Raw genomic sequence first — 20,119 nt, 5'->3', positions numbered from 1 at the left:
GTGTCCGAGGCGAAGAGGCCGCCGCTTCCCCATGACTTCCATCCGCCGGTGCCCTCGTTCACCGTGGTGAGTGAGGACGTCGCCGAGGGAGCGGTGTTGCGGGACTCTCAGGTGTACGCGGCCGGCAATACGTCGCCGCACCTGCGGTGGGAGGGCTTTCCCGCCGGTACCAAGAGCTTTGCCGTGACGTGCTTCGACCCCGACGCGCCGACCGGCAGCGGGTTCTGGCACTGGACCGTCTTCGACATTCCGGCGTCGGTGACGGAGCTGCCGGCCGGGGCGGGCAGCGGGAAGTTCGAGGGGCTGCCGGAGGGCGCGATTCAGGCCCGTAACGACTACGGGACGAATGACTTCGGCGGTGCGGCGCCGCCCGCGGGCGAAAAGCACCGGTATGTGTTCACCGTGTACGCGGTGGATACGGAGAGGCTGGGTCCGGACGCCGACACCCCTCCCGCCGCCGTGGGATTCAACCTGCGGTTCCACACGCTCGGGCGTGCGCAGCTGGTCGCCGAATACGAGGCTTCCGCGGCGAGTTGACCGTTCACTTTCTGTTTGCCCGTCCCTGGTCTTGGAAGAGATCAGGGACGGGCATCTTTTTATTGCGTTGTCCATCTCGGTGTGCCCGGTCAGAGTTGATCCAAGCCCGCCACGGGGTGGGCCGGCGCAGGGAGGGTGGGCGGGATGCGGGACACGCTGGTACTGAACGCGAGCTTCGAGCCGCTGTCTACGGTGACACTGAACCGGGCGGTGGTGCTCGTCCTGACGGACAAGGCCGTCGTCGAACAGGCCCGTCCCGGACTGCGGATGCGTGCGGCCGCGGTGGATCTTCCGGTGCCCCGGGTGATCAGGCTCTGCCGCTATGTCAGGGTGCCCTTCCGAAGACACGCGCCGTGGTCGCGGCGTGGTGTGCTGATACGGGACCAGCACCGGTGCGCGTACTGCGGGCGGCGGGCCACCACCGTCGACCACGTGGTGCCGAAGGCGCAGGGCGGTGGGGACAGCTGGCTGAATACGGTGGCGTCGTGTGCGGAGGACAACCACCGCAAGGCGGACCGTACGCCGGAAGAGGCGGGGATGCCGCTGCTGCACCGGCCGTTCGTGCCTTCGCCCGCCGACGCGATGCTGCTGGCGCTGGGGGCGGACGACCGGTCCGCGCTGCCGGACGGGGTCGCCCCGGCCCGGGCGGAGCCGGCAGCCCTGGGCGGGCCGGCGCGGTCCGCCTGACCCGCGTCGCCGTAGGCCCGCCTTCGTGGGGAGGCGGGCTTCGCGTGCGGGGGGTCAGCGCAGCAGCAGTTGGACGATCGCCACGGTGCCCACGGCCACGATGAGTGCGCGCAGGGCCGTGGGGGGCAGGCGGCGGCCGATTTTGGCGCCGAGCTGGCCGCCGAGCGTGGAGCCGACGGCGATGAGGGCCACTGCCGTCCAGTCGAAGTCCGCCGCGAAGAGGAAGAAGGTCGCGGCGATGGTGTTGACGATCGCGGCGAGGACGTTCTTGGTGGCGTTGACGCGTTGCAGGGTGTCGGTGAGCAGCATGCCCATGAGGGCGACGTAGATGATGCCCTGGGCCGCCGTGAAGTAGCCGCCGTACACGCTCGCGAGCAGCAGGCCGGCGATGAGGAGCGGCCCGCCGTCGGGGTCGCCGTGGGAGCCGTGGTGTTCGCGGCGTCGCTGGACCGCCTTGGTGATACGGGGTTGCAGGATCACCAGGACCAGCGCGAGGCCGACCAGGACGGGCACGATCGTCTCGAAGGCCGTGGGTGGCAGCGCGAGGAGCAGTACGGCTCCGCACAGGCCGCCGACGGCAGTGGCCGCGCCGAGGCGCAGGATGCGGCGGCGCTGGCCGGTGAGTTCCTTGCGGTAGCCGATGGCGCCGCTGATCGCGCCGGGGATGAGGCCCAGCGCGTTGGAGACGGTCGCCGTCACCGGGGGCAGGCCGGTTGCGAGCAGCACCGGGAAGGTGATGAGGGTTCCGGAACCGACGATGGTGTTGATGGTGCCGGCGCCCACGCCGGCGGCGAAGACGGCGAGCATCTCCCAGATGGTCACGGTGGGCCCTTCGTGCATGATCGATGCTTGGTGCACCGATCATGCACGAACGCGAGCGGGTGCCGGCCGACGGGGTCAGTCGAGCGGGGGGTCCTGGCGGCGCTCCTGGCCGGTGTTGAAGCCGGGGCCGCCGCCGCTGAAGTTTCCGAAGGCGCCGCTGAGTCCCTTGAGCGCGTCGCCGATCTCGCTGGGGACGATCCAGAGCTTGTTGGCGTCGCCCTCCGCGATCTTCGGGAGCATCTGGAGGTACTGGTACGAGAGGAGCTTCTGGTCCGGGTCACCCGCGTGGATGGACTCGAAGACCGTACGGATGGCCTGCGCCTCGCCCTCGGCGCGCAGCGCGGACGCCTTGGCCTCACCTTCGGCGCGCAGGATCGCGGACTGCTTCTCGCCCTCGGCGGTGAGGATCGCGGACTGCCTGATGCCTTCGGCGGTGAGGATCGCGGCGCGCTTGTCGCGGTCGGCGCGCATCTGCTTCTCCATCGAGTCCTGGATGGAGGTGGGCGGCTCGATTGCCTTGAGCTCGACGCGGTTGACGCGGATGCCCCACTTGCCGGTGGCCTCGTCGAGGACACCGCGCAGCGCCGCGTTGATCTCCTCGCGCGAGGTCAGGGTCCGTTCCAGGTCCATGCCGCCGATGATGTTGCGGAGCGTGGTGACGGTGAGCTGCTCGATCGCCTGGATGTAGCTGGCGACTTCGTACGTCGCGGCCCGTGCGTCGGTGACCTGGTAGTAGATGACCGTGTCGATGTTGACGACCAGGTTGTCCTGGGTGATCACCGGCTGGGGCGGGAAGGGCACGACCTGTTCGCGGAGGTCGATGCGGTTGCGGATCGAGTCGATGAACGGGACGACGATGTTCAGGCCGGCGTTGAGCGTGCGGGTGTAGCGGCCGAACCGCTCCACGATGGCGGCGCTGGCTTGCGGGATGACCTGGATCGTCTTGATCAGGGCGATGAATACCAGCACCACCAGAATGATCAGGACGATGATGACGGATGACATCGCGTTTCCCGTGCCCTTCGTGTTGTGCTTCTCGGGAGACCGGCAGGGCCGTGGGCCGTGCGCGGACGATCTGATGATCAATCTTCCCAGAACGCCGGTCGGTGTGCGGTGTGTTCGCACTACCTGGCCGGTTACATCACCACGGCGGTCGCTCCGTCGATCTCGACGACGTCGACCTGCTGGCCGGGTTCGAAGCTCTGGCCGGCGTCGAGGGAGCGTGCGGACCACACTTCGCCCGCGAGTTTGATCCGGCCGCCGTTGCCGTCGACGCGTTCGAGCACCACGGCCTGACGGCCTCTCAGCGCGTCGATGCCGGTGCGGTGTTGGGGCCGGTCGGAGCGGTGGCGGGCGGCTATGGGACGTACAACCGCGATCAGCGCGACCGAGACCGCGGCGAAGACCAGTACCTGGGCGACGATTCCGCCACCCAGGCTCGCGGTCACGGCGCCGGCGACCGCGCCCGCCGACAGCATTCCCAACTCGGGCATCGCGGTCACCACGAGCGGAATTCCCAGCCCGACAGCGCCGATCAGCCACCACACCCATGCGTCGATGTCCACATGGTCATGGTAGGTGCGGGGGCTCTTCCCGGACAGGGCGCGGGCGTTGCTCCGCGATGTCAGCCGAGCGGCAGGCCCTGGGCCGTCCAGCGGTCGGACCTGCGCTCGACGACGAGCGGGAGGCCGAAGCAGAGAGAGAGGTTGCGCGAGGTCAGCTCGGTCTCCACGGGACCCGCGGCGAGGACCTTGCCCTGCCGGATCATCAGGACGTGGGTGAAACCGGGGGCGATCTCCTCCACATGGTGCGTCACCATGATCATCGAGGGAGCGTACGGGTCGCGCGCCAGGCGGCCGAGCCGGCGGACGAGGTCTTCGCGGCCGCCGAGGTCGAGACCGGCCGCGGGCTCGTCGAGGAGTAGCAGCTCGGGGTCGGTCATCATGGCGCGGGCGATCATCGTGCGCTTGCGCTCGCCCTCGGAGAGGGTGCCGAACTTCCGGTCGAGGTACTCGGTCATGCCGAGGCGGTCGAGGAAGGCGCGGGCGCGCTGCTCGTCGACCTCGTCGTAGTTCTCGTGCCAGGTGGCGGTCATGCCGTACGCCGCGGTGAGCACCGTCTGGAGGACGGTCTGGCGGCGGGGCAGCTTGTCGGCCAGCGCGATGCCCGCCATGCCGATGCGGGGGCGGAGCTCGAACACGTCGGTGCCGGGGCTGCCGAGCTTCTCACCGAGGATCTTGGCGCTGCCGGTGGACGGGAAGAGGTAGCTGGAGGCGACGTTCAGCAGGGTGGTCTTGCCGGCGCCGTTCGGGCCGAGGATGACCCAGCGCTCGCCCTCCTTGACCGACCAGGAGACGTCTTCCACCAGAGCGCGTCCGTCGCGGACCACGGATACGTCCACCAGCTCCAGTACATCGCTCATGAGCGCGTTGTCTCCCCATGCAGTCTCGAGAATGTCGGGCGTGCCTGTAGGCACAGCTCCAGGGGAAAACCTACGCCACCGGTCGAGTGATCCGGTTGGTAGGTCCATTCCCTAGGCTGGGGGCATGCTTTTCGAACCTCGCTCAGGACGACTGGCCGCATGGGGAAATGCCCTTTTGGCCGGACTTGCTTCGCCGGACGACGTCGCGCTCGCCATTGTCGGGGAGGACGCGGTGCACCGGGTGGAAGGTGTGCCCGGGGAGGCGGGGCCGGTCGGGCTCACGCTGGCCCTGGGGCGTCTTCGCGCGCTCGGGGCCGCGGGATTCCGGGTGGCGCTGCCGGCGCCGGGTCATCCGCTGGGGCTGAGCGGACCACCGGAGTTCAACGCGCGGGCGCTGGAGGGGGAGGAGGCGGTCGTCTGCTCGGGGGCGGCTCTGGGACTGGTGCCGGAGGTGTACGAGGTGGGGCCGGCCGGGGATGTGCGGGTCGAGGTGACGTGGCACTGCCTGGCCGTACGGGAGGCACCGCCCGCCGATGTGCCTTCGCTCGGGGAGGCCGAGCGGGAGCTGGCGGAGGCGTTGCGGGACGCGACGGCCGTGCTCTCGCGGCTCGATGTGGCGGGGTCGGGTCCGGTGGCGGAGGCCGCGATCGACGCCTACCGGGCGCGGGTGGAGGGCGGCGGCGGTGAGGTGCTCGCTCCCGGGTATCCGCCGCGGGCGGTGCGGGTGCTGGAGCTGGCGCAGCGGGTCGGGCTGCTCATTTCGGTCGCGTACGAGAACGGGCACGGGGGTGCGGTGAGTGCCTCGGAGATGGCGGCGCGGGGGGAAGCGCTGCGGCCGGTGGAGCGGGTGGCGCGGCGGGCGCAGGTGGCGGCGTACAACGCGTGGGTGGAGGAGCGGGAGCGCGAGCGCTGAGTACGCGACCGGCCCCCAGGCGCGCTGTGCGCCTGGGGGCCGGTGGTCACCGCTCGACCGGGGTGGGTCAGCGGTTGATGCCGTCGTTCCCGAAGGCCGGGTTGAGGGCGCCGATGACGTTGACGGTGTTGCCGACGGCGTTCACCGGGACGTGGACCGGGACCTGGACCAGGTTGCCGGAACCGACGCCCGGCGAGTGGACGGCCTGGCCCTGGGCCTGCGCACCGCTGTCGGTGGCGGAGGCAACACCGGCTCCGGCGGCGATGAGGCCACCCGCGACCATGGTGACGGCAGCGGCCTTCTTCAGGTTCTTCACTTCAGGTTCCTCCTAGACGTTGCCGCGGCCAGCCGCCGCGGCACGCCATGAAGAACGCCTGCCCGCCGGTCAGGATGCGCCATGTGGGGGACATACACCCGACGGTATGAATCTCGGACCGGACGTAGACCGTCCGATCAGCCCGTAATCCCATGTCGGACGGCCCACAGCGCCGCCTGCGTGCGGTCGGACAGGTCCAGCTTCATCAGGATGTTCGAAACATGTGTCTTGACGGTCTTCTCGGAGAGGACGAGGGCGCGGGCGATCTCCCGGTTCGACCGGCCGTCCGCGATGAGCGTCAGGACTTCCCGCTCCCGTTCGGTGAGCGTGCTCCCCCGGCCCGTGCCGCCGTTGCCCTCCTCCTGCGAGAGCAGCGCGCCGGCGACCTCCGGCTGGAGGAGGACATGGCCGGCGTGTACGGAGCGGATGGCGCCGGCCAGGGCGTCCGGGTCCACGTCCTTGTATACGTAACCCGAGGCGCCCGCGCGCAGGGCGGGGACGACGGTGCGCTGCTCGGTGAAGCTGGTGACGATCAGCACCTTGGCCGGGTTGTCCAGGTCGCGGAGTTTGCGCAGGGCGTCGATGCCGTCCGTGCCCGGCATCTTGATGTCCATGAGGACGACGTCGGGGCGCAGCTCCTCGGCGCGGGCCACGCCTTCGGCGCCGTCGCCCGCCTCACCCACGACCTCGATGTCGTCCTGGACCTCCAGGAAGGTGCGCAGTCCTCGGCGTACTACCTGGTGGTCGTCGACCAGCAGTACGCGGATGCCGTTCTTCGACGGTCGTGCGCCGGTCTCAGCCACCGGGGACCTCCATCTCGATCGTGGTGCCCTTGCCGGGCGCCGATTCGACGGCGAGCCTGCCGCCCGCGCCGCCGGCCCGGTCCCGCATCGAGACCAGGCCCAGGTGGCGGCCGGCCCTGCGTACGGTCTTCGGGTCGAAGCCGCTGCCGTCGTCCGTGATCCGCAGCCGGGCGCCCTGGCCGCTCTTTTCCAGTACGACGTCCACATGAGCGGCGCCGGAGTGGCGCAGCGCGTTGTGCAGTGCCTCCTGCGCGACCCGCAGGAGGGCTTCCTCCTGGGCGGCCGGCAGGGCGCGTACGCCTGAGCTGTGGAAGGTGACCCGGGCGGTGTGGGCGCGGTCCATGACCTGGATCTGGGTGCGCAGGGTGGCGATCAGGCCGTCCTCGTCGAGGGCGGCGGGGCGCAGCTCGACCACCGCGGCGCGCAGTTCGTCGGCCGCCTCGGCCGCCAGCGCGGCCACCTGCTGAAGCTCGCCCTTGGCGCGGGCGGGGTCGCGGTCGACGAGGGCGGCGGCGGCCTGGGCGGTCAGGCGCAGGGAGAAGAGCTTCTGGCTCACGGCGTCGTGCAGCTCGTGAGCCAGGCGGGAGCGCTCCTCGGCGATGGTCAGCTCGCGGCTGCGCTCGTACAGCCGGGCGTTGGTGAGGGCGATCGCGGCGTGCTGGGCGAGCATGCCGAGCAGCTCCTCGTCCTCCTCGGTGAATCCGCAGGTGCCGTGGGGCTTGGGGCAGCGCTTGTTGGCGAGGAAGAGCGCGCCGATGACTTCGTCGCCGTCACGGATCGGCAGGCCGAGGAAGTCGGACATCTCGGGGTGGGCGGCGGGCCAGCCCTCGAAGCGGGGGTCCTCGCGTACATCGGCGAGGCGCTCGGTGTGGGCGCCGTGCAGCATCGCGGCGAGGATGCCGTGCTGGCGGGGCAGCGGGCCGATGGCCTTCCACTGTTCGTCGCTGACGCCGTCGACCACGAACTGGGCGAAGCCGCCGTGGTCGTCCGGGACGCCCAGTGCCGCGTACTCGGCGTCGAGGAGCTCGCGGGCGGAGGCGACGATCGTCTTCAGTACGTCGCGCACCTCCAGGTGCCTGCTCATCGCGAGCAGCGCGGTGCTCACCGCCGTCAGGCCGGAGCGGGGGGACGGCGTCTCCCCTGCCCGATCGCAGTGGAGAGCGTGGGGATGGCTCATGTGGTCACCGTACCGGCGGGGTGTGACAGCCGTATCGGGCCCGGGGAGGCCGCCGCCCGGGTCGCGGGACGTAGGTCCAACGGCCCGGTGCGGTGGGTGTAGGCCGAAGTGCCCTGGTGGGGTGCGGCCTGCGGACGAGGCGCCGGGCGGGGGCGGGTTCCTACGGTGAAGACACGGATGCGGTGGGGCTTCGACGAAGGGGACGGTTGCCATGCCTGTTGCGGTCATCACGGGAGCTTCGAGGGGGCTGGGGCGGGCGCTGGCGACGGCGCTCGCGGAGCGGGGCTGGGATCTGGTGCTGGATGCCAGGACCGGGAACGTACTGGAGGACGCGGCCCGGGAGGCGCGCGCGTACGGCACGCGGGTGGTGGCGCTGGCCGGGGATGTCACCGACGCGGGGCACCGGACGGAGCTGGTGGCCGCCGCGCGGGGGCTCGGCGGGCTGGACCTGCTGGTGAACAACGCGAGCGCGCTGGGCGCGGAGCCTCTCGTACGACTGGAGGAGCTCTCGCCCGAGGGGCTGCGGGCGGCGCTGGAGACGAATGTGGTGGCGGCGCTCGGGCTCGTACGGGAAGCGCTGCCGCTGCTGCGGGAGGCGGCGGGCCGGGGCGGGGAAGCCGGGGCGGTGATCTCGGTGAGCTCGGACGCGGCGGTGGAGGCGTACGAGACGTGGGGCGGGTACGGGGCTTCGAAGGCGGCGCTCGACCAGCTTTCCGCGGTACTGGCGGCGGAGGAGCCGGGGCTGCGGGTGTGGGCGGTCGATCCGGGCGACATGCGCACCGGCCTGTACGCCGCCGCGGTGCCGGACGACGACGCGTGGCGGCCGGAGCCCGCCGCGGTGGTTCCGGCGTTCCTGCGGCTGCTCGGGGAACGGCCGCGGCGGGCGAGCGGGCGGTACGTGGCGTCGGCGCTTCTCGGTGCGGAGGGGGAGCGATGAAGGACGCGGGCGCCCGGCGGCTGCGGGAAGGGCTCCGGGTTGCCCCCTCCCGGCACTCCGACCGTGGGGAAGAGGCGGGGGTGCCCGGAGGGCTCGTGGCGCGGGTGCCGGCCGAGGAGCGGGGTTCGGGGCGGGACGACGTACGGCTGCTCGTGTCGCGGGGTGCCGAGGTCTCCCATCACCGGTTCCGGGAGCTGGGCGCGCTGCTGCGGGCCGGGGACGTGCTGGTGGTGAACACGTCGCCCACGCTGGCGGCGGCGGTGGACGGGTGGGTGGAGCCGGCGGGCGCGGGGCCAGGAGAGCGTGTGGTGGTGCACTTCTCCACTCGGGGGGACGACCGGCGCTGGGCCGTCGAGCTGCGCGGGCCACTGGAGAGCGGGGCCACCCGGCCGCGTGCCGGCGGGCCGGCGGGGACCGTCGTACGGCTGCCCGGTGGCGGGCTCCTGGTGCTGGAGGAGCCTCTGGCGCCGGGCGGGGAGCGGCTGTGGTGGGCCCGGGTGTCCGGCGGTGAGGTGCCGGAGCTGATGCGAGCGCACGGGCGGCCCATCCGGTACGCGTACACGGAGCGCGACCAGCCGTTGTCGGCGTACCAGACGGTCTTCGCGCGGCCCTCCCCCGACGGGTCCGGGTCGGCGGAGATGCCGAGTGCCGGGCGGCCGTTCACGGCGGCGGCGGTGGCGGAGCTGGTGAACCGGGGCGTGCGGTTCGCGCCGCTCACGCTGCACACGGGTGTCGCCTCGGCCGAGGCGCACGAGCCGCCGTACCCGGAGCGCTTCGAGGTGCCCGCGTCGACGGCCGGGATGGTGAACGCCGCCCGCGCGGCGGGCGGGCGGGTCGTCGCGGTCGGGACGACGGCGGTACGGGCGCTGGAGTCAGCGGCCGGGCCCGGCGGTGTGGTGCGGGAGGCCGGGGGCTGGACGGGCCTCGTGGTCACGCCGGAGCGCGGGGTGCGCGTGGTGGACGGGTTGCTCACCGGGCTGCACGAGCCGCGGGCGTCGCATCTGCTGATGCTGGAGGCGGTCGCGGGGCGGGCCGCGCTGGGCCGCGCGTACACCGAGGCGCTGAGCCTTCTCTACCTCTGGCACGAGTTCGGCGACGTACACCTCGTCCTGCCGGAGGAGGCCCCTGGAAGGGGCTCACGCTGAGCATCGCACGAGCAACTAATGGTGAGTTTGTTGCGTGCCCGATGTGAGCCCGCGCATAGGACTCACGTCACTTACGAAGGGCTGTAGTTGACCCATAAGGGGCGTCTGGGCTGGGTATGGCCCCGTGCCGGGCCGGTTGACGGGGGTCCGCGTCCACTACCGGGGATCGTACGTCACACCTTTGCCACAGGATTTTGCGGACGCTAACAATGGCTGCCGTCGCGGACTCCGCGGCTTCCGCTATTCGAAGAGGTACGTCTGCATGTCCGCGTCTCGCACCCCTGGCTATAGCCGTCTGAACAAGAACCACAAGTTCTCGATCGCTGGTGTCGCCGCCCTCGGCGCCGCCGCCCTCACGTTCTCGCTCGTCCCCGACAACGCGTCGGCCGAGGCCGACACGAAGTCCGTGGCCGCCGCCGCTCCGGTGGCGTGGTCGGCAGCCGCCGACAGCGCACAGGCCAAGACAGTGCACACGAGCATCACGCAGCAGCAGGTCGGCGCCGACAAGGTCGCCAAGGCCGTCGCCGAGGCTCGCGCCAAGGCCGACGCCAAGGCCAAGGCCGAGGCCGCCACCAAGGCGAAGGCCGCGGCCGCCGCGAAGGCCAAGGCCGAGGCCAAGAAGCGCGCCGACCAGCGCGCGGCCGCGAGCCGCGCCGCCGCGCGCAAGCCGGTCTACGCCAACAACCTCGACGGCTGGATCCGTGAGTCGCTCGCCATCATGAAGGAGCGGGGCATCCCCGGTTCGTACGAGGGTCTGCACCGCAACATCATCCGCGAGTCCTCCGGGAACCCGCGCGCGATCAACAACTGGGACATCAACGCCCAGAACGGCATCCCGTCGAAGGGCCTGCTCCAGGTCATCAAGCCGACCTTCGACGCGTACCACGTCCCCGGTACGCCGCACGACCAGTACCACCCGGTCGCCAACATCACGGCCGCCGCCAACTACGCGGCCGACCGGTACGGCTCGATCGACAACGTGGACAGCGCCTACTAAGACAGGCCCAGGTCCCGGCCGAACAGGCTGAGCATGCGAGAAGGGCGGCACCCGTGCGGGTGCCGCCCTTCCGGCGTCGCGCCGTCCGGTCACAGGCCGGACGGCGCGCGTGTTACTTGCGCATGACCTCCGGCTCGTGGCGGCGCAGCAGGCGCACCACCATGAAGCCGCAGAGGACGCCGATGCCGAGCAGCACGCTCATGTCGAAGATCCACTGACCGGCGGTGTGGTCCCACAGTCCGTCGAGGTTCTGCGGGTCCCACGGCATCGTGACGTTGAGCTGCGCCGTGGTGCCGAGCGCGGCGACGGCCCAGCGCGACGGCATCAGCCAGGCGACCTGCTCGATGCCCGGGCTGTCGTGGAGCTGGAAGAGGACGCCGGTGAAGACGACCTGGACGATCGCGAACATCACCAGCAGCGGCATCGTCTTCTCGGCGGTCTTCACCAGCGCGGAGATGATCAGGCCGAACATCATCGAGGTGAAGCCGAGTGCGCTGATGACGATCGTCATCTCGATGACCGGGGTGTCCTCGAAGATGACGCCCTCGGCCGGCAGCTTGGAGCGGGCGCCGAAGCCGATCGCCGCGATGATCACGCCCTGGAGGGCGGTGATGAACCCGAGGACGATGACCTTGGACATCAGGTAGGCCGAGCGGGACAGGCCGGTGGCCCGCTCGCGTTCGTAGATGACCCGTTCCTTGATCAGTTCGCGGACGGAGTTGGCGGCGCCGGAGAAGCACGCGCCGACCGCGAGGATCAGCAGGATCGTTCCGACGTCCTTGTTGATCAGCCGGTTCTTCTCCGGGCCGAAGCCCAGGCCGCTGTCCGCCGGGATCACGGTACTGACGATGCCCAGCACCGCCGGGAGGATCAGCATCAGGCCGATGAAGCCCTTGTCGGACACGATGACCGACACGTAGCGGCGGATCAGGGTCCACAGCTGCGAGCCCCAGCTCTGCGGCTTGGGCGGGCGCATCTGCTGCGCGGGCGGCATGTGTACGGGCTGGGCGGCGACGGCGTCGATGTCCGCGGCGTACATCTGGTAGTGCTGGGAGCCGCGCCAGCGGCCCGCCCAGTCGTAGTCGCGGTAGTTCTCGAAGGCGGAGAAGACGTCGGCCCAGGTGCTGTAGCCGAAGAAGTTCAGGGCCTCCTCGGGCGGGCCGAAGTAGGCGACGCTGCCGCCGGGGGCCATGACCAGAAGCTTGTCGCAGATCGCGAGCTCGGCCACGGAGTGCGTGACGACGAGGACCGTACGGCCGTCGTCGGCGAGGCCGCGCAGCAGCTGCATGACGTCGCGGTCCATGCCCGGGTCGAGGCCCGAGGTCGGCTCGTCGAGGAAGATCAGCGACGGCTTGGTCAGCAGCTCCAGGGCCACCGAGACGCGCTTGCGCTGGCCACCGGAGAGGGAGGTGACCTTCTTCTCCTTGTGGATGTCCAGCTTGAGCTCGCCGAGGACCTCGTTGATGCGCTGCTCGCGCTCGGCCTCCGTGGTGTCCGCGGGGAAGCGGAGCTTGGCGGCGTACTTGAGGGCCTTCTTGACGGTCAGTTCCTTGTGCAGGATGTCGTCCTGCGGGACCAGACCGATGCGCTGGCGCAGTTCCGCGAACTGCTTGTAGAGGTTGCGGTTGTCGTAGAGGACGTCGCCCTGGTTGGCGGGCCGGTAGCCGGTGAGCGCCTTGAGGAGCGTCGACTTGCCGGAGCCGGACGGGCCGATGACGGCGATGAGCGACTTCTCCGGTACGCCGAAGGAGACGTCCTTGAGGATCTGCTTGCCGCCGTCGACCGTCACCGTGAGGTGGCGGGCCGAGAAGGAGACCTCACCGGTGTCGACGAACTCTTCGAGCCGGTCGCCGACCAGACGGAACGTCGAGTGGCCGACACCGACGATGTCGGCGGGGCCGAGCAGCGCGGTGCCGGACTTGGGGATCGGCTGGCCGTTGACGTAGGTGCCGTTGTGGCTGCCGAGGTCGCGGATCTGGAAGCGGCCGTCGGGTGTGGCGCTGAACTCGGCGTGCAGCCGGGAGACCTGGAGGTCGGAGACGACCAGTTCGTTCTCCAGCGCACGGCCGATCCGCATCACGCGGCCCATGGCCACCTGGTGGAACGTCGTCGGGCTGCGGTCTCCGTACACCGGCGGAGCCCCCGCGACACCGCCGGCCGGGGCGCCGCCCTGGCCGCCTTGCTGGTGGGGCACTTGCGCCTGGGGCGCCGGCTGCCACGCCTGCTGGGGCTGCTGCTGGTTGGGCGGCTTCTGCGCGTCCTGCGGCTGGTGCGGCTGCGGCTGGTGCGGCGCCTGGGGCGCCCAGCCGGGTGCGGCCTGCTGCTGAGGTGCTTGGTGGGCCTGGGGTGCCTGAGGCGCCTGCTGGTGCGGTGCCTGCTGCTGGGCCATCGCGCCCTGGCCGCTGGGCACTCCCGCGCTGGACAGACTCAGTCGCGGGCCGTCGGTGGCGTTGCCCAGGTGCACGGCGGAGCCGGGGCCGATTTCCATCTGGTGGATCCGCTGGCCCTGCACGTACGTGCCGTTGGTACTTCCGTGGTCCTCGATGACCCAACTGCGGCCGCCCCAGCTGACGGTGGCATGCCGCCACGAGACCCTGGCGTCGTCGATCACCACATCACCCTGCGGATCACGTCCGAGGGTGTACGACCTGGACGGATCGAGCGTCCAGGTCCTTCCATTCAATTCCAGTACGAGTTCCGGCACTCCGCGCCCCACTAGTTGTCCCCCGAGTTACCCCCGTCGCAGGGAGTCTAGGGATGCTGAACATCGGGAGGAACTATTTCAGGCCCGGTCCCGAATTAGAAAGTCGAGACCGGGAAGGCCGCTCAGGGGCTGCCCGTCGGCGCGGGAGAAATACTGCCGGAGAGTGGTAAGTACCAATGAGTCGGCATGGATCATGCGTGAACAAAGCAATTCATGACACGACGGCACGGATCCGTGGCGTCGGGTGCGGGCGGACGGCAATCGCCGCCTGTTGAGAGGTGCGTTCAACCCGCCCGCCGCTGTCTCGGCGTTCGGACCGGGGTGCGCGGAGGGACCGGCGACCGTCGACATCACGCCATTGAAGGCGACGGGCGCCGGGATCAGCGCCTGCCTCGACCTCGCGCTCGCCCTGGTGGCCGAGGACCCGGGCCGTGCGCGCGGACAGGAGCGGACAGGAGAGGGGCGCCGGCCCGGGCGCGTACGCCGAAGCCGCCCGGTCGAGGCGGCCCGGCGTCCGCCGATTGCCCGCTCGACCGGGTCGCGACCGCCGCCGGGCCCCCTGTCGCGCACCGGGAGCGGCGGGGCGGCGGCGCTGCGGGGTTCCCTGCATGCACCCCTCAGGGCACGCCTCCCGGGAATCACGGGGGTGGGGGCGGCCCGAGGCCGTGGTCGGCCGCGGTCGCCGGGGCAGGCCGTGGTCGCCGGGCAGGCTGGGCAGGCCGGGACCGCCCCGGTGTCCGGTCCTCGGGACAGGAGGTGAGCAGGCAATCGAGGCCCGATACGGTAGAGACATCATGAGCGCACCTGAGCCGAGTCAGCCCAGCCAGTCCACTGACGCTGCCCCCACCCTTCTCGTCAAGATCTTCGGGAAGGACCGCCCCGGCATCACCGCCGGGCTCTTCGACACGCTTGCCGCCTTCTCCGTAGACGTCGTCGACATCGAGCAGGTCGTGACCCGTGGCCGCATCGTCCTGTGCGCCCTCGTCACCGAGCCCACCGTGACCACCGCCGGTGAGCTGCGTGCCACCGTGCACAGCTGGGCCGACTCGCTCAGGCTCCAGGCCGAGATCATCTCGGGTACGGGAGACAACCGGCCGCGCGGCAGCGGGCGTTCGCACGTCACCGTGCTCGGCCACCCGCTCACCGCGGAGTCGACCGCCGCCATAGCGGCCACCATCACCGGGACCGGCGGCAACATCGACCGCATCTTCCGGCTTGCGAAGTACCCGGTCACGGCCGTGGAATTCGCGGTGTCCGGTACGGAGACCGAGGCGCTGCGCACCGCGCTGGCGCTGGAGGCGGCAGAGCTCGGGATCGATGTGGCCGTGGTGTCGGCGGGCCTGCACCGGCGCGCTCAGCGCCTCGTCGTCATGGACGTGGACTCCACGCTCATCCAGGACGAGGTCATCGAACTGTTCGCGGCGCACGCGGGCTGCGAGGACAAGGTCGCCGAGGTGACCGCCCAGGCGATGCGCGGCGAGCTGGACTTCGAGCAGTCGCTGCACGCGCGCGTGGCGCTGCTCGCCGGGCTCGACGCCGACGTCGTGGACAAGGTGCGGCAGGAAGTACGGCTCACACCCGGCGCCCGCACCCTGATCCGTACGCTCAAGCGGCTCGGCTACCAAGTGGGCGTCGTGTCCGGCGGATTCACGCAGGTCACGGACGACCTGAAGGAGCGGCTCGGGCTGGACTTCGCGTCCGCCAACACGCTGGAGATCGTGGACGGCAAGCTCACCGGCCGTGTCGTGGGCGAGATCGTGGACCGGGCGGGCAAGGCCCGGCTGCTGCGCCGTTTCGCCGCCGAGGCGGGCGTACCGCTCGCCCAGACCGTCGCGATCGGCGACGGCGCGAACGATCTCGACATGCTGAACGCCGCCGGGCTGGGCGTCGCCTTCAATGCCAAGCCCGTCGTGCGCAAGGCCGCCGACACCGCCGTGAACGTGCCGTTCCTGGACACCGTGCTGTATCTGCTCGGCATCACCCGCGAAGAGGTGGAGGCCGCCGACGGCCTCGCGGAGTGAGCGGGTGACCGGGTGACCGGGTGAGCAGGAGGGGCCCCGGCGCGCGATGGCGCCGGGGCCCCTGTTCGTACGTACGGAAAGGGAACGGCCTCAGTCGTGCGGGGCCCAGTAGTCCAGCAGCTTGCCCACGCCGTGCTCCACGGACTTCCAGGAGCCGGTGAACCCGATGATCGCGAACGAGGCGGTCGGGAACCCGCTCTTGGTCATGCGGGCCATGGCGTCGCCCTCGCTGCTGCCCGCGAGCGCGTCGGCGGCCGCGTGGATGCTGGGGTTGTGGCCGATGACGAGGAGGTCGTTCACCTCGTCCGGGGTCTCGTTCAGGAGCGCGAGGAGGTCGCCGAGGGTGGCCTCGTACAGCCTCTCCTCGTAGATGGTCTTGGGTCGCCGCGGCAGCTCCTGCACCGCCAGCTTCCAGGTCTCGCGAGTCCTGGTCGCGGTCGAGCACAGAGCCAGGTCGAAGGTGATGCCCGTGTCCGCCAGCCGGTGACCGGCGACGGGGGCGTCCATGCGCCCGCGGTCGGCGAGCGGCCGATCGTGGTCGGACACCTGCGGCCAGTCGGCCTTCGCATGCCGGAGTAGGACGATCCTGCGGGGTGTATCGACGCTCATGCATCCCAGCTTCGCATGAATCGCGCCACGGGGCGCAGGGTGTTGGCGGGCTGCCCCAGCACGGGTGAACGGGTCCCGCAACCAGGGGGACGGCCGGTGGACCGGGCGGAGTACGGCCGGGGCAACGGCTAGCGGACAAGACCTGCTGGATGCGCGCCACCAGCTGCGCGAGCCCCGGATCACCGGTCGCCGCGTGCGCCTCGCCAGGTCCCGCGATCATGAGCAGCAGGACGGCGAAGGCCAGGGCGGGGAGGGCGACGCCCCACCAGGGGAGGCGGGTGTCGATGCCGGAGGCCGGGGGGTGGGCCGGGGTGTCTGCGCGGGCCGCCATGACCGCCTCCGTACGGGCTCTTCGACTGGTGTACGTCGAACCTACGGAGTGCGCGCGGGGGAACCCATCCGGTGACCCACCCACTTCCCCCTGACCCTGGCCCCTAGGGGATGGTGGGGACAGCCCCACCACCGGGGCCTACGGCGAGGCCAGCGAGGCGATGACCGCGATGATCACCGTGATGCCGAGCATCGCGCCGAGCACGAGCAGCAGCTTCTTCTGGCCGTTCTGGGGGTTCGGGTCGAGTACAGGCATACGGTCAGTCTCGCACCCTTTGTACGCCCCGCTCCGGCCGGGTCAGCCGAGTTCGTCCTCGATCGTACGGTTGCGCCCCGCCAGCACGCCGACGGCGATCTGCGGCAGCATCAGGCCCGCCATGAGGCCGATCGGCAGGCCCCAGCTGCCGCTGTGCTGGTAGAGCACGCCCACCAGCAGCGGGCCGGGGATCGAGATCAGGTAGCCGGTGCTCTGGGCGAAGGCGGAGAGGCGTACGACGCCGGCGCCGCTCCTCGTCCGCATGCCGATCATGGTCAGGGCGAGCGGGAAGGCGCAGTTGGAGACGCCGAGCAGCAGGGCCCACGCCCAGGCGCCGGAGGCCGGGGCGAGGTACAGGCCGGCGTAGCCCATGAGGCCGCTGAGGCCGAGCGCGACGACGATCGGGCCCTGGTTGCGCATGCGGGAGGCGAGGCGCGGGATGACGAACGCGAGCGGAATGCCCATCGCCATGGTCACGGCGAGCAGCACTCCGGCGGTGCCGGCGGAGACTCCCGCGTCGCGGAATATCTGCGGCATCCAGCCCATGGTGATGTACGCCGCGGTCGCCTGGAGGCCGAAGAAGCAGGCGAGCGCCCAGGCCGTACGGCTGCGGGTGATGCTCAGGGCGGGGGTGGTGGCTGCCTGATCCGGGGTGGAGGCGTTCGCCTTCGGCGCCCGGGTGGCCGGGTGGCGGTTCAGGACGAGCCAGGGCAGCACGGCGACGGCGGCCAGGGTGCCCCACACCGCGAGGCCGGTCTGCCAACTGCCGCCCAGTGCGCGGGTCATGGGGACGGTGGCGGCCGCGGCGAGCGCGGTGCCGAGCGCGAGGGCCATCGAGTAGAGGCCGGTCATCTGGCCGACGCGGTCGGGGAACCAGCGCTTGACGATGACCGGCATCAGGATGTTGCTGACCGCGATGCCCATCAGGGCGAGCGCGCTGGCGGCGAGGAATCCCGCCGTGGCGCCCAGGAAGGGGCGGATCAGCAGGCCGGCCGCGATGGCCGCCATGCCCGCGCAGACGATCGCGCCGGGACCGAAGCGGCGGGCGAGGCGGGGGGCGGTGAGGCCGAAGACCGCGAAGCAGAGCGGCGGTACGGAGGTCAGGAGGCCCGCGACGCTGCCGCTCATGCCGAGTCCCGTGCGTACCTCTTCGAGGAGCGGGCCGAGGCTGGTGATGGCCGGGCGGAGGTTGAGCGCGGCGAGGACGAGTCCGACGACCACGAGCCGGGTGACCCAGGCCGACCGCTGCGGCGGCCGCTGTTGCGGCTGGCGCTGCTGCTGCGGTACGGAGGCTGCGGGGGCGGGGTTCGCGGTTCGGGTCTCGTCACGGGCCATGGATCCATCATAGAATCATGGGATGATTGATTGTCCAATCGTGAACAAGTCCTGACCCAGGGAGCATCATGGCGCTGACCTCACCCCGCCGTTCGGCTCTCGCAGACCAGGTGATCACCGAACTGCGCAACCAGATCACCTCGGGCGAGTGGCCCGTGGGGTCACGCATTCCGACGGAGCCCGAGCTGGTCGAGCAGCTCGGCGTGGCCCGCAACACCGTCCGCGAGGCGGTGCGCGCGCTGGCGCACAACGGGCTGCTGGACATCCGGCAGGGCTCCGGTACGTACGTCCTGGCGACCAGCGAGCTGGCCGGCGTCATGCACCGGCGGTTCGCCGACGCCGACCCGCGGCACATCGCGGAGCTGCGCTCGACCCTGGAGTCCTCGGCGGCCCGGCTGGCGGCCCAGCGGCGTACGGAACGCGATGTGCGGCAGCTGGACGCGGTGCTCGCGCGGCGCGAGGAGGCGTGGGCCTCGGGTGACGCGGAGCTCTTCGTCCGCGCTGACGCGACCCTGCACCTGGCCGTGGTCGCGGCCTCGCACAACGACGTACTCATCGGGCTGTACGCCGACCTGGGGGATCTGCTGCGGGACTGGCTGCGCGACGACGTCGGGCAGGAACTGCGCCCGGAGGACCACATGGACCACGCGCGCCTGATCGAGGCGATCCGCGCCCGGGACGCGGAGACGGCGGCCACCGAGGCGGCGGGTTACTCGCTCAAGTGCCTCGGGGACCGGGTGTAGCGGGTCCCCGCCTGCCGTACGGGTCCTACATCCGGTGGTGGCTGACCCAGGCCCTGCGGACTTCCTTCCAGCAGCGGTCGGTGAGCCGCACGGTCTGCGCGGGGCCCACCTCGACGGGCGAGCCGTCCGCGTCGATGTCCCACCAGCGGTCGCACTCGGTGTGCAGCCGGACGATGTCGGACACGGGGTAGGGGTTGTGGCAGTACGCGACGACCCGCGAGCCCCGGACGGACGTCCGGCAGGTGGAGCCGAACAGCGCGACCTTGGGGGCCGCCTCCCCGCGTGCCCGCGCCCGGGGCCGGACGGGCGCTCGGCGACGGCCGGGGCAGCCAGTGCGGCCACGGCGAACAGGGCCAGCGCGCCGGCTGCCGCTCGACGGTTGGACGGGCGCACCTGCGCCACCTCCTCCCCACAGAGCACCGGAGCGCCGGGTATGTCCCGGTTTCCTCAGTCTGCGGGGAGACGCCCGTCTTTTCGACTCGGGGACGCGATCGCACGCGGGGAAGGCGTCCACGCCGGGCGGGGACGGCGTACACGCACAGAAGCCGCGAGACCGTCCGGCGGACGGTCTCGCGGCTTCCCGGAGCGGCTGCGCGGCTACGCGCCGACCGCGTGCAGACCGCCGTCGACGTGGACGATCTCGCCGGTCGTCATCGGGAACCAGTCGGAGAGCAGCGCGACGACGCCGCGGCCGGCCGGCTCCGGGTCGGACATGTCCCACTTCAGCGGGGAGCGGTTGTCCCAGACGCTCGCCAGCTCCGCGAAGCCGGGGATGGACTTGGCGGCCATGGAGCCGATCGGTCCGGCGGAGATCAGGTTGCACCGGATGTTGTCCGGGCCCAGGTCGCGGGCGAGGTAGCGGGAGGTGGCCTCCAGCGCGGCCTTGGCCGGGCCCATCCAGTCGTACTGCGGCCAGGCGAACTGGGCATCGAAGGTGAGGCCGACGACCGAGCTGCCGCTGCCCATCAGGGGGCGGCAGGCCATGGTGAGCGACTTCAGCGAGAACGCCGAGACGTGCATCGCGGTGGCGACCGACTCGAAGGGCGTGTTGAGGAAGTTGCCGCCGAGCGCGTCCTGCGGCGCGAAGCCGATGGAGTGGACGACGCCGTCGAGGCCGCCGAGCTCCTCGCGGACCAGACCTTCCAGCCGGTCCAGGTGCTCGGTGTTGGTGACGTCCAGCTCGATGACCTTGGCCGGCTTCGGCAGCTTCTTCGCGATGCGCTCGGTCAGCGTGGGGCGGGGGAAGGCGGTCAGGATGACTTCGGCACCCTGTTCCTGGGCCATCTTGGCGGTGTGGAAGGCGATGGAGGACTCCATCAGCACACCCGTGATGAGGATGCGCTTGCCGTCGAGAATTCCACTCAT

21 protein-coding genes and 1 pseudogene are annotated in these 20,119 nt (G+C 71.1%); 9 read left to right on the top strand and 13 right to left on the bottom strand.

What is annotated here, in order from left to right:
* Together AS594_RS26825 and AS594_RS26820 are read left to right on the top strand one after the other, a co-directional pair.
* Positions 1 to 537, top strand: coding sequence for a YbhB/YbcL family Raf kinase inhibitor-like protein (locus AS594_RS26825; RefSeq protein WP_069929424.1), 537 nt, complete (start codon positions 1 to 3; stop codon positions 535 to 537).
* Between the two features lie 144 nt (positions 538 to 681).
* Entirely contained in the window at positions 682 to 1,224 is a 543-nt protein-coding gene (locus AS594_RS26820) for an HNH endonuclease (RefSeq protein ID WP_069929423.1), read from the top strand.
* 54 nt (positions 1,225 to 1,278) lie between these two features.
* On the opposite strand, the gene AS594_RS26815 is transcribed toward AS594_RS26820, so the two are convergent.
* The 4 genes from AS594_RS26815 to AS594_RS26800 all read right to left on the bottom strand — a co-directional run bounded on the left by AS594_RS26815 (position 1,279) and on the right by AS594_RS26800 (position 4,468).
* Positions 1,279 to 2,046 carry a sulfite exporter TauE/SafE family protein gene (locus AS594_RS26815; protein ID WP_069930810.1) on the bottom strand — a complete coding sequence of 256 codons (768 nt, stop codon included), beginning with the start codon at positions 2,044 to 2,046 and terminating at the stop codon, positions 1,279 to 1,281.
* 75 nt (positions 2,047 to 2,121) lie between these two features.
* Positions 2,122 to 3,051 carry an SPFH domain-containing protein gene (locus AS594_RS26810; protein WP_069929422.1) on the bottom strand — a complete coding sequence of 310 codons (930 nt, stop codon included), beginning with the start codon at positions 3,049 to 3,051 and terminating at the stop codon, positions 2,122 to 2,124.
* A 131-nt stretch (positions 3,052 to 3,182) separates the two neighbouring features.
* Complete coding sequence (locus AS594_RS26805) at positions 3,183 to 3,611, bottom strand: NfeD family protein (RefSeq protein ID WP_069929421.1); 429 nt, start codon at positions 3,609 to 3,611, stop codon at positions 3,183 to 3,185.
* 59 nt (positions 3,612 to 3,670) lie between these two features.
* Positions 3,671 to 4,468 carry an ABC transporter ATP-binding protein gene (locus AS594_RS26800; RefSeq protein ID WP_069929420.1) on the bottom strand — a complete coding sequence of 266 codons (798 nt, stop codon included), beginning with the start codon at positions 4,466 to 4,468 and terminating at the stop codon, positions 3,671 to 3,673.
* Between the two features lie 124 nt (positions 4,469 to 4,592).
* Here AS594_RS26800 and AS594_RS26795 point away from each other — a divergent pair, with 124 nt between their 5' ends.
* On the top strand, positions 4,593 to 5,381 hold the full coding sequence (locus tag AS594_RS26795) for a hypothetical protein (protein WP_069929419.1): 789 nt from the start codon (positions 4,593 to 4,595) through the stop codon (positions 5,379 to 5,381).
* Between the two features lie 67 nt (positions 5,382 to 5,448).
* On the opposite strand, the gene AS594_RS26790 is transcribed toward AS594_RS26795, so the two are convergent.
* The 3 genes from AS594_RS26790 to AS594_RS26780 all read right to left on the bottom strand — a co-directional run bounded on the left by AS594_RS26790 (position 5,449) and on the right by AS594_RS26780 (position 7,677).
* Positions 5,449 to 5,697 (bottom strand): chaplin, encoded by a 249-nt coding sequence (locus AS594_RS26790; protein WP_069929418.1) that lies wholly within the window; start codon positions 5,695 to 5,697, stop codon positions 5,449 to 5,451.
* A gap of 137 nt (positions 5,698 to 5,834) precedes the next feature.
* Positions 5,835 to 6,500 (bottom strand): response regulator, encoded by a 666-nt coding sequence (locus tag AS594_RS26785; RefSeq protein ID WP_276207422.1) that lies wholly within the window; start codon positions 6,498 to 6,500, stop codon positions 5,835 to 5,837.
* Positions 6,493 to 7,677, bottom strand: coding sequence for a GAF domain-containing sensor histidine kinase (locus tag AS594_RS26780; RefSeq protein WP_079144388.1), 1,185 nt, complete (start codon positions 7,675 to 7,677; stop codon positions 6,493 to 6,495). Before AS594_RS26780 ends, AS594_RS26785 begins: the two co-directional genes overlap by 8 nt.
* A 211-nt stretch (positions 7,678 to 7,888) precedes the next feature.
* Here AS594_RS26780 and AS594_RS26775 point away from each other — a divergent pair, with 211 nt between their 5' ends.
* From AS594_RS26775 to AS594_RS26765, 3 genes are all read left to right on the top strand, one after another.
* Positions 7,889 to 8,614 carry an SDR family NAD(P)-dependent oxidoreductase gene (locus AS594_RS26775; protein ID WP_069929417.1) on the top strand — a complete coding sequence of 242 codons (726 nt, stop codon included), beginning with the start codon at positions 7,889 to 7,891 and terminating at the stop codon, positions 8,612 to 8,614.
* A complete protein-coding gene (locus AS594_RS26770; RefSeq protein WP_079144389.1) occupies positions 8,611 to 9,759 on the top strand; it encodes an S-adenosylmethionine:tRNA ribosyltransferase-isomerase in 1,149 nt (382 codons plus the stop codon). Before AS594_RS26775 ends, AS594_RS26770 begins: the two co-directional genes overlap by 4 nt.
* Positions 9,760 to 10,021: 262 nt before the next feature.
* A complete protein-coding gene (locus AS594_RS26765; protein ID WP_069929416.1) occupies positions 10,022 to 10,756 on the top strand; it encodes a transglycosylase SLT domain-containing protein in 735 nt (244 codons plus the stop codon).
* Between the two features lie 112 nt (positions 10,757 to 10,868).
* Here the strand turns inward: AS594_RS26765 and AS594_RS26760 are convergent, their stop codons facing one another.
* Positions 10,869 to 13,472, bottom strand: coding sequence for an ABC transporter ATP-binding protein/permease (locus AS594_RS26760; protein WP_079144390.1), 2,604 nt, complete (start codon positions 13,470 to 13,472; stop codon positions 10,869 to 10,871).
* A 313-nt stretch (positions 13,473 to 13,785) separates the two neighbouring features.
* Here AS594_RS26760 and AS594_RS47960 point away from each other — a divergent pair.
* Positions 13,786 to 13,890, top strand: a pseudogene (locus tag AS594_RS47960) (AraC family transcriptional regulator); the annotation flags it as partial.
* A 364-nt stretch (positions 13,891 to 14,254) separates the two neighbouring features.
* Entirely contained in the window at positions 14,255 to 15,481 is a 1,227-nt protein-coding gene (gene serB / locus AS594_RS26755) for a phosphoserine phosphatase SerB (RefSeq protein ID WP_069929414.1), read from the top strand.
* A gap of 90 nt (positions 15,482 to 15,571) precedes the next feature.
* Here the strand turns inward: serB and AS594_RS26750 are convergent, their stop codons facing one another.
* The 3 genes from AS594_RS26750 to AS594_RS26745 all read right to left on the bottom strand — a co-directional run bounded on the left by AS594_RS26750 (position 15,572) and on the right by AS594_RS26745 (position 18,011).
* On the bottom strand, positions 15,572 to 16,090 hold the full coding sequence (locus AS594_RS26750) for a SixA phosphatase family protein (protein ID WP_069929413.1): 519 nt from the start codon (positions 16,088 to 16,090) through the stop codon (positions 15,572 to 15,574).
* 469 nt (positions 16,091 to 16,559) lie between these two features.
* Positions 16,560 to 16,676, bottom strand: coding sequence for an SGM_5486 family transporter-associated protein (locus tag AS594_RS47300; protein WP_256096860.1), 117 nt, complete (start codon positions 16,674 to 16,676; stop codon positions 16,560 to 16,562).
* Positions 16,677 to 16,718: 42 nt separating this feature from the next.
* The gene (locus AS594_RS26745) at positions 16,719 to 18,011 is read right to left on the bottom strand and encodes a CynX/NimT family MFS transporter (RefSeq protein WP_069935432.1); all 1,293 of its coding nucleotides are present in this window, start codon (positions 18,009 to 18,011) and stop codon (positions 16,719 to 16,721) included.
* A gap of 68 nt (positions 18,012 to 18,079) precedes the next feature.
* Between AS594_RS26745 and AS594_RS26740 the strand changes: the two genes are divergently transcribed.
* Entirely contained in the window at positions 18,080 to 18,754 is a 675-nt protein-coding gene (locus tag AS594_RS26740) for a FadR/GntR family transcriptional regulator (protein WP_069929410.1), read from the top strand.
* Positions 18,755 to 18,779: 25 nt separating this feature from the next.
* Here the strand turns inward: AS594_RS26740 and AS594_RS26735 are convergent, their stop codons facing one another.
* Entirely contained in the window at positions 18,780 to 18,938 is a 159-nt protein-coding gene (locus AS594_RS26735) for a hypothetical protein (RefSeq protein WP_420877845.1), read from the bottom strand.
* Positions 18,939 to 19,351: 413 nt separating this feature from the next.
* Positions 19,352 to 20,119 (bottom strand): enoyl-ACP reductase FabI, encoded by a 768-nt coding sequence (fabI, locus tag AS594_RS26730; protein WP_069929409.1) that lies wholly within the window; start codon positions 20,117 to 20,119, stop codon positions 19,352 to 19,354.

This window comes from Streptomyces agglomeratus (genome assembly GCF_001746415.1).
Taxonomy (GTDB): Bacteria; Actinomycetota; Actinomycetes; order Streptomycetales; family Streptomycetaceae; genus Streptomyces; species Streptomyces agglomeratus.
Note: the sequence above shows the minus strand (reverse complement) of the source record. Positions and strands in the feature narration are given on the sequence as shown.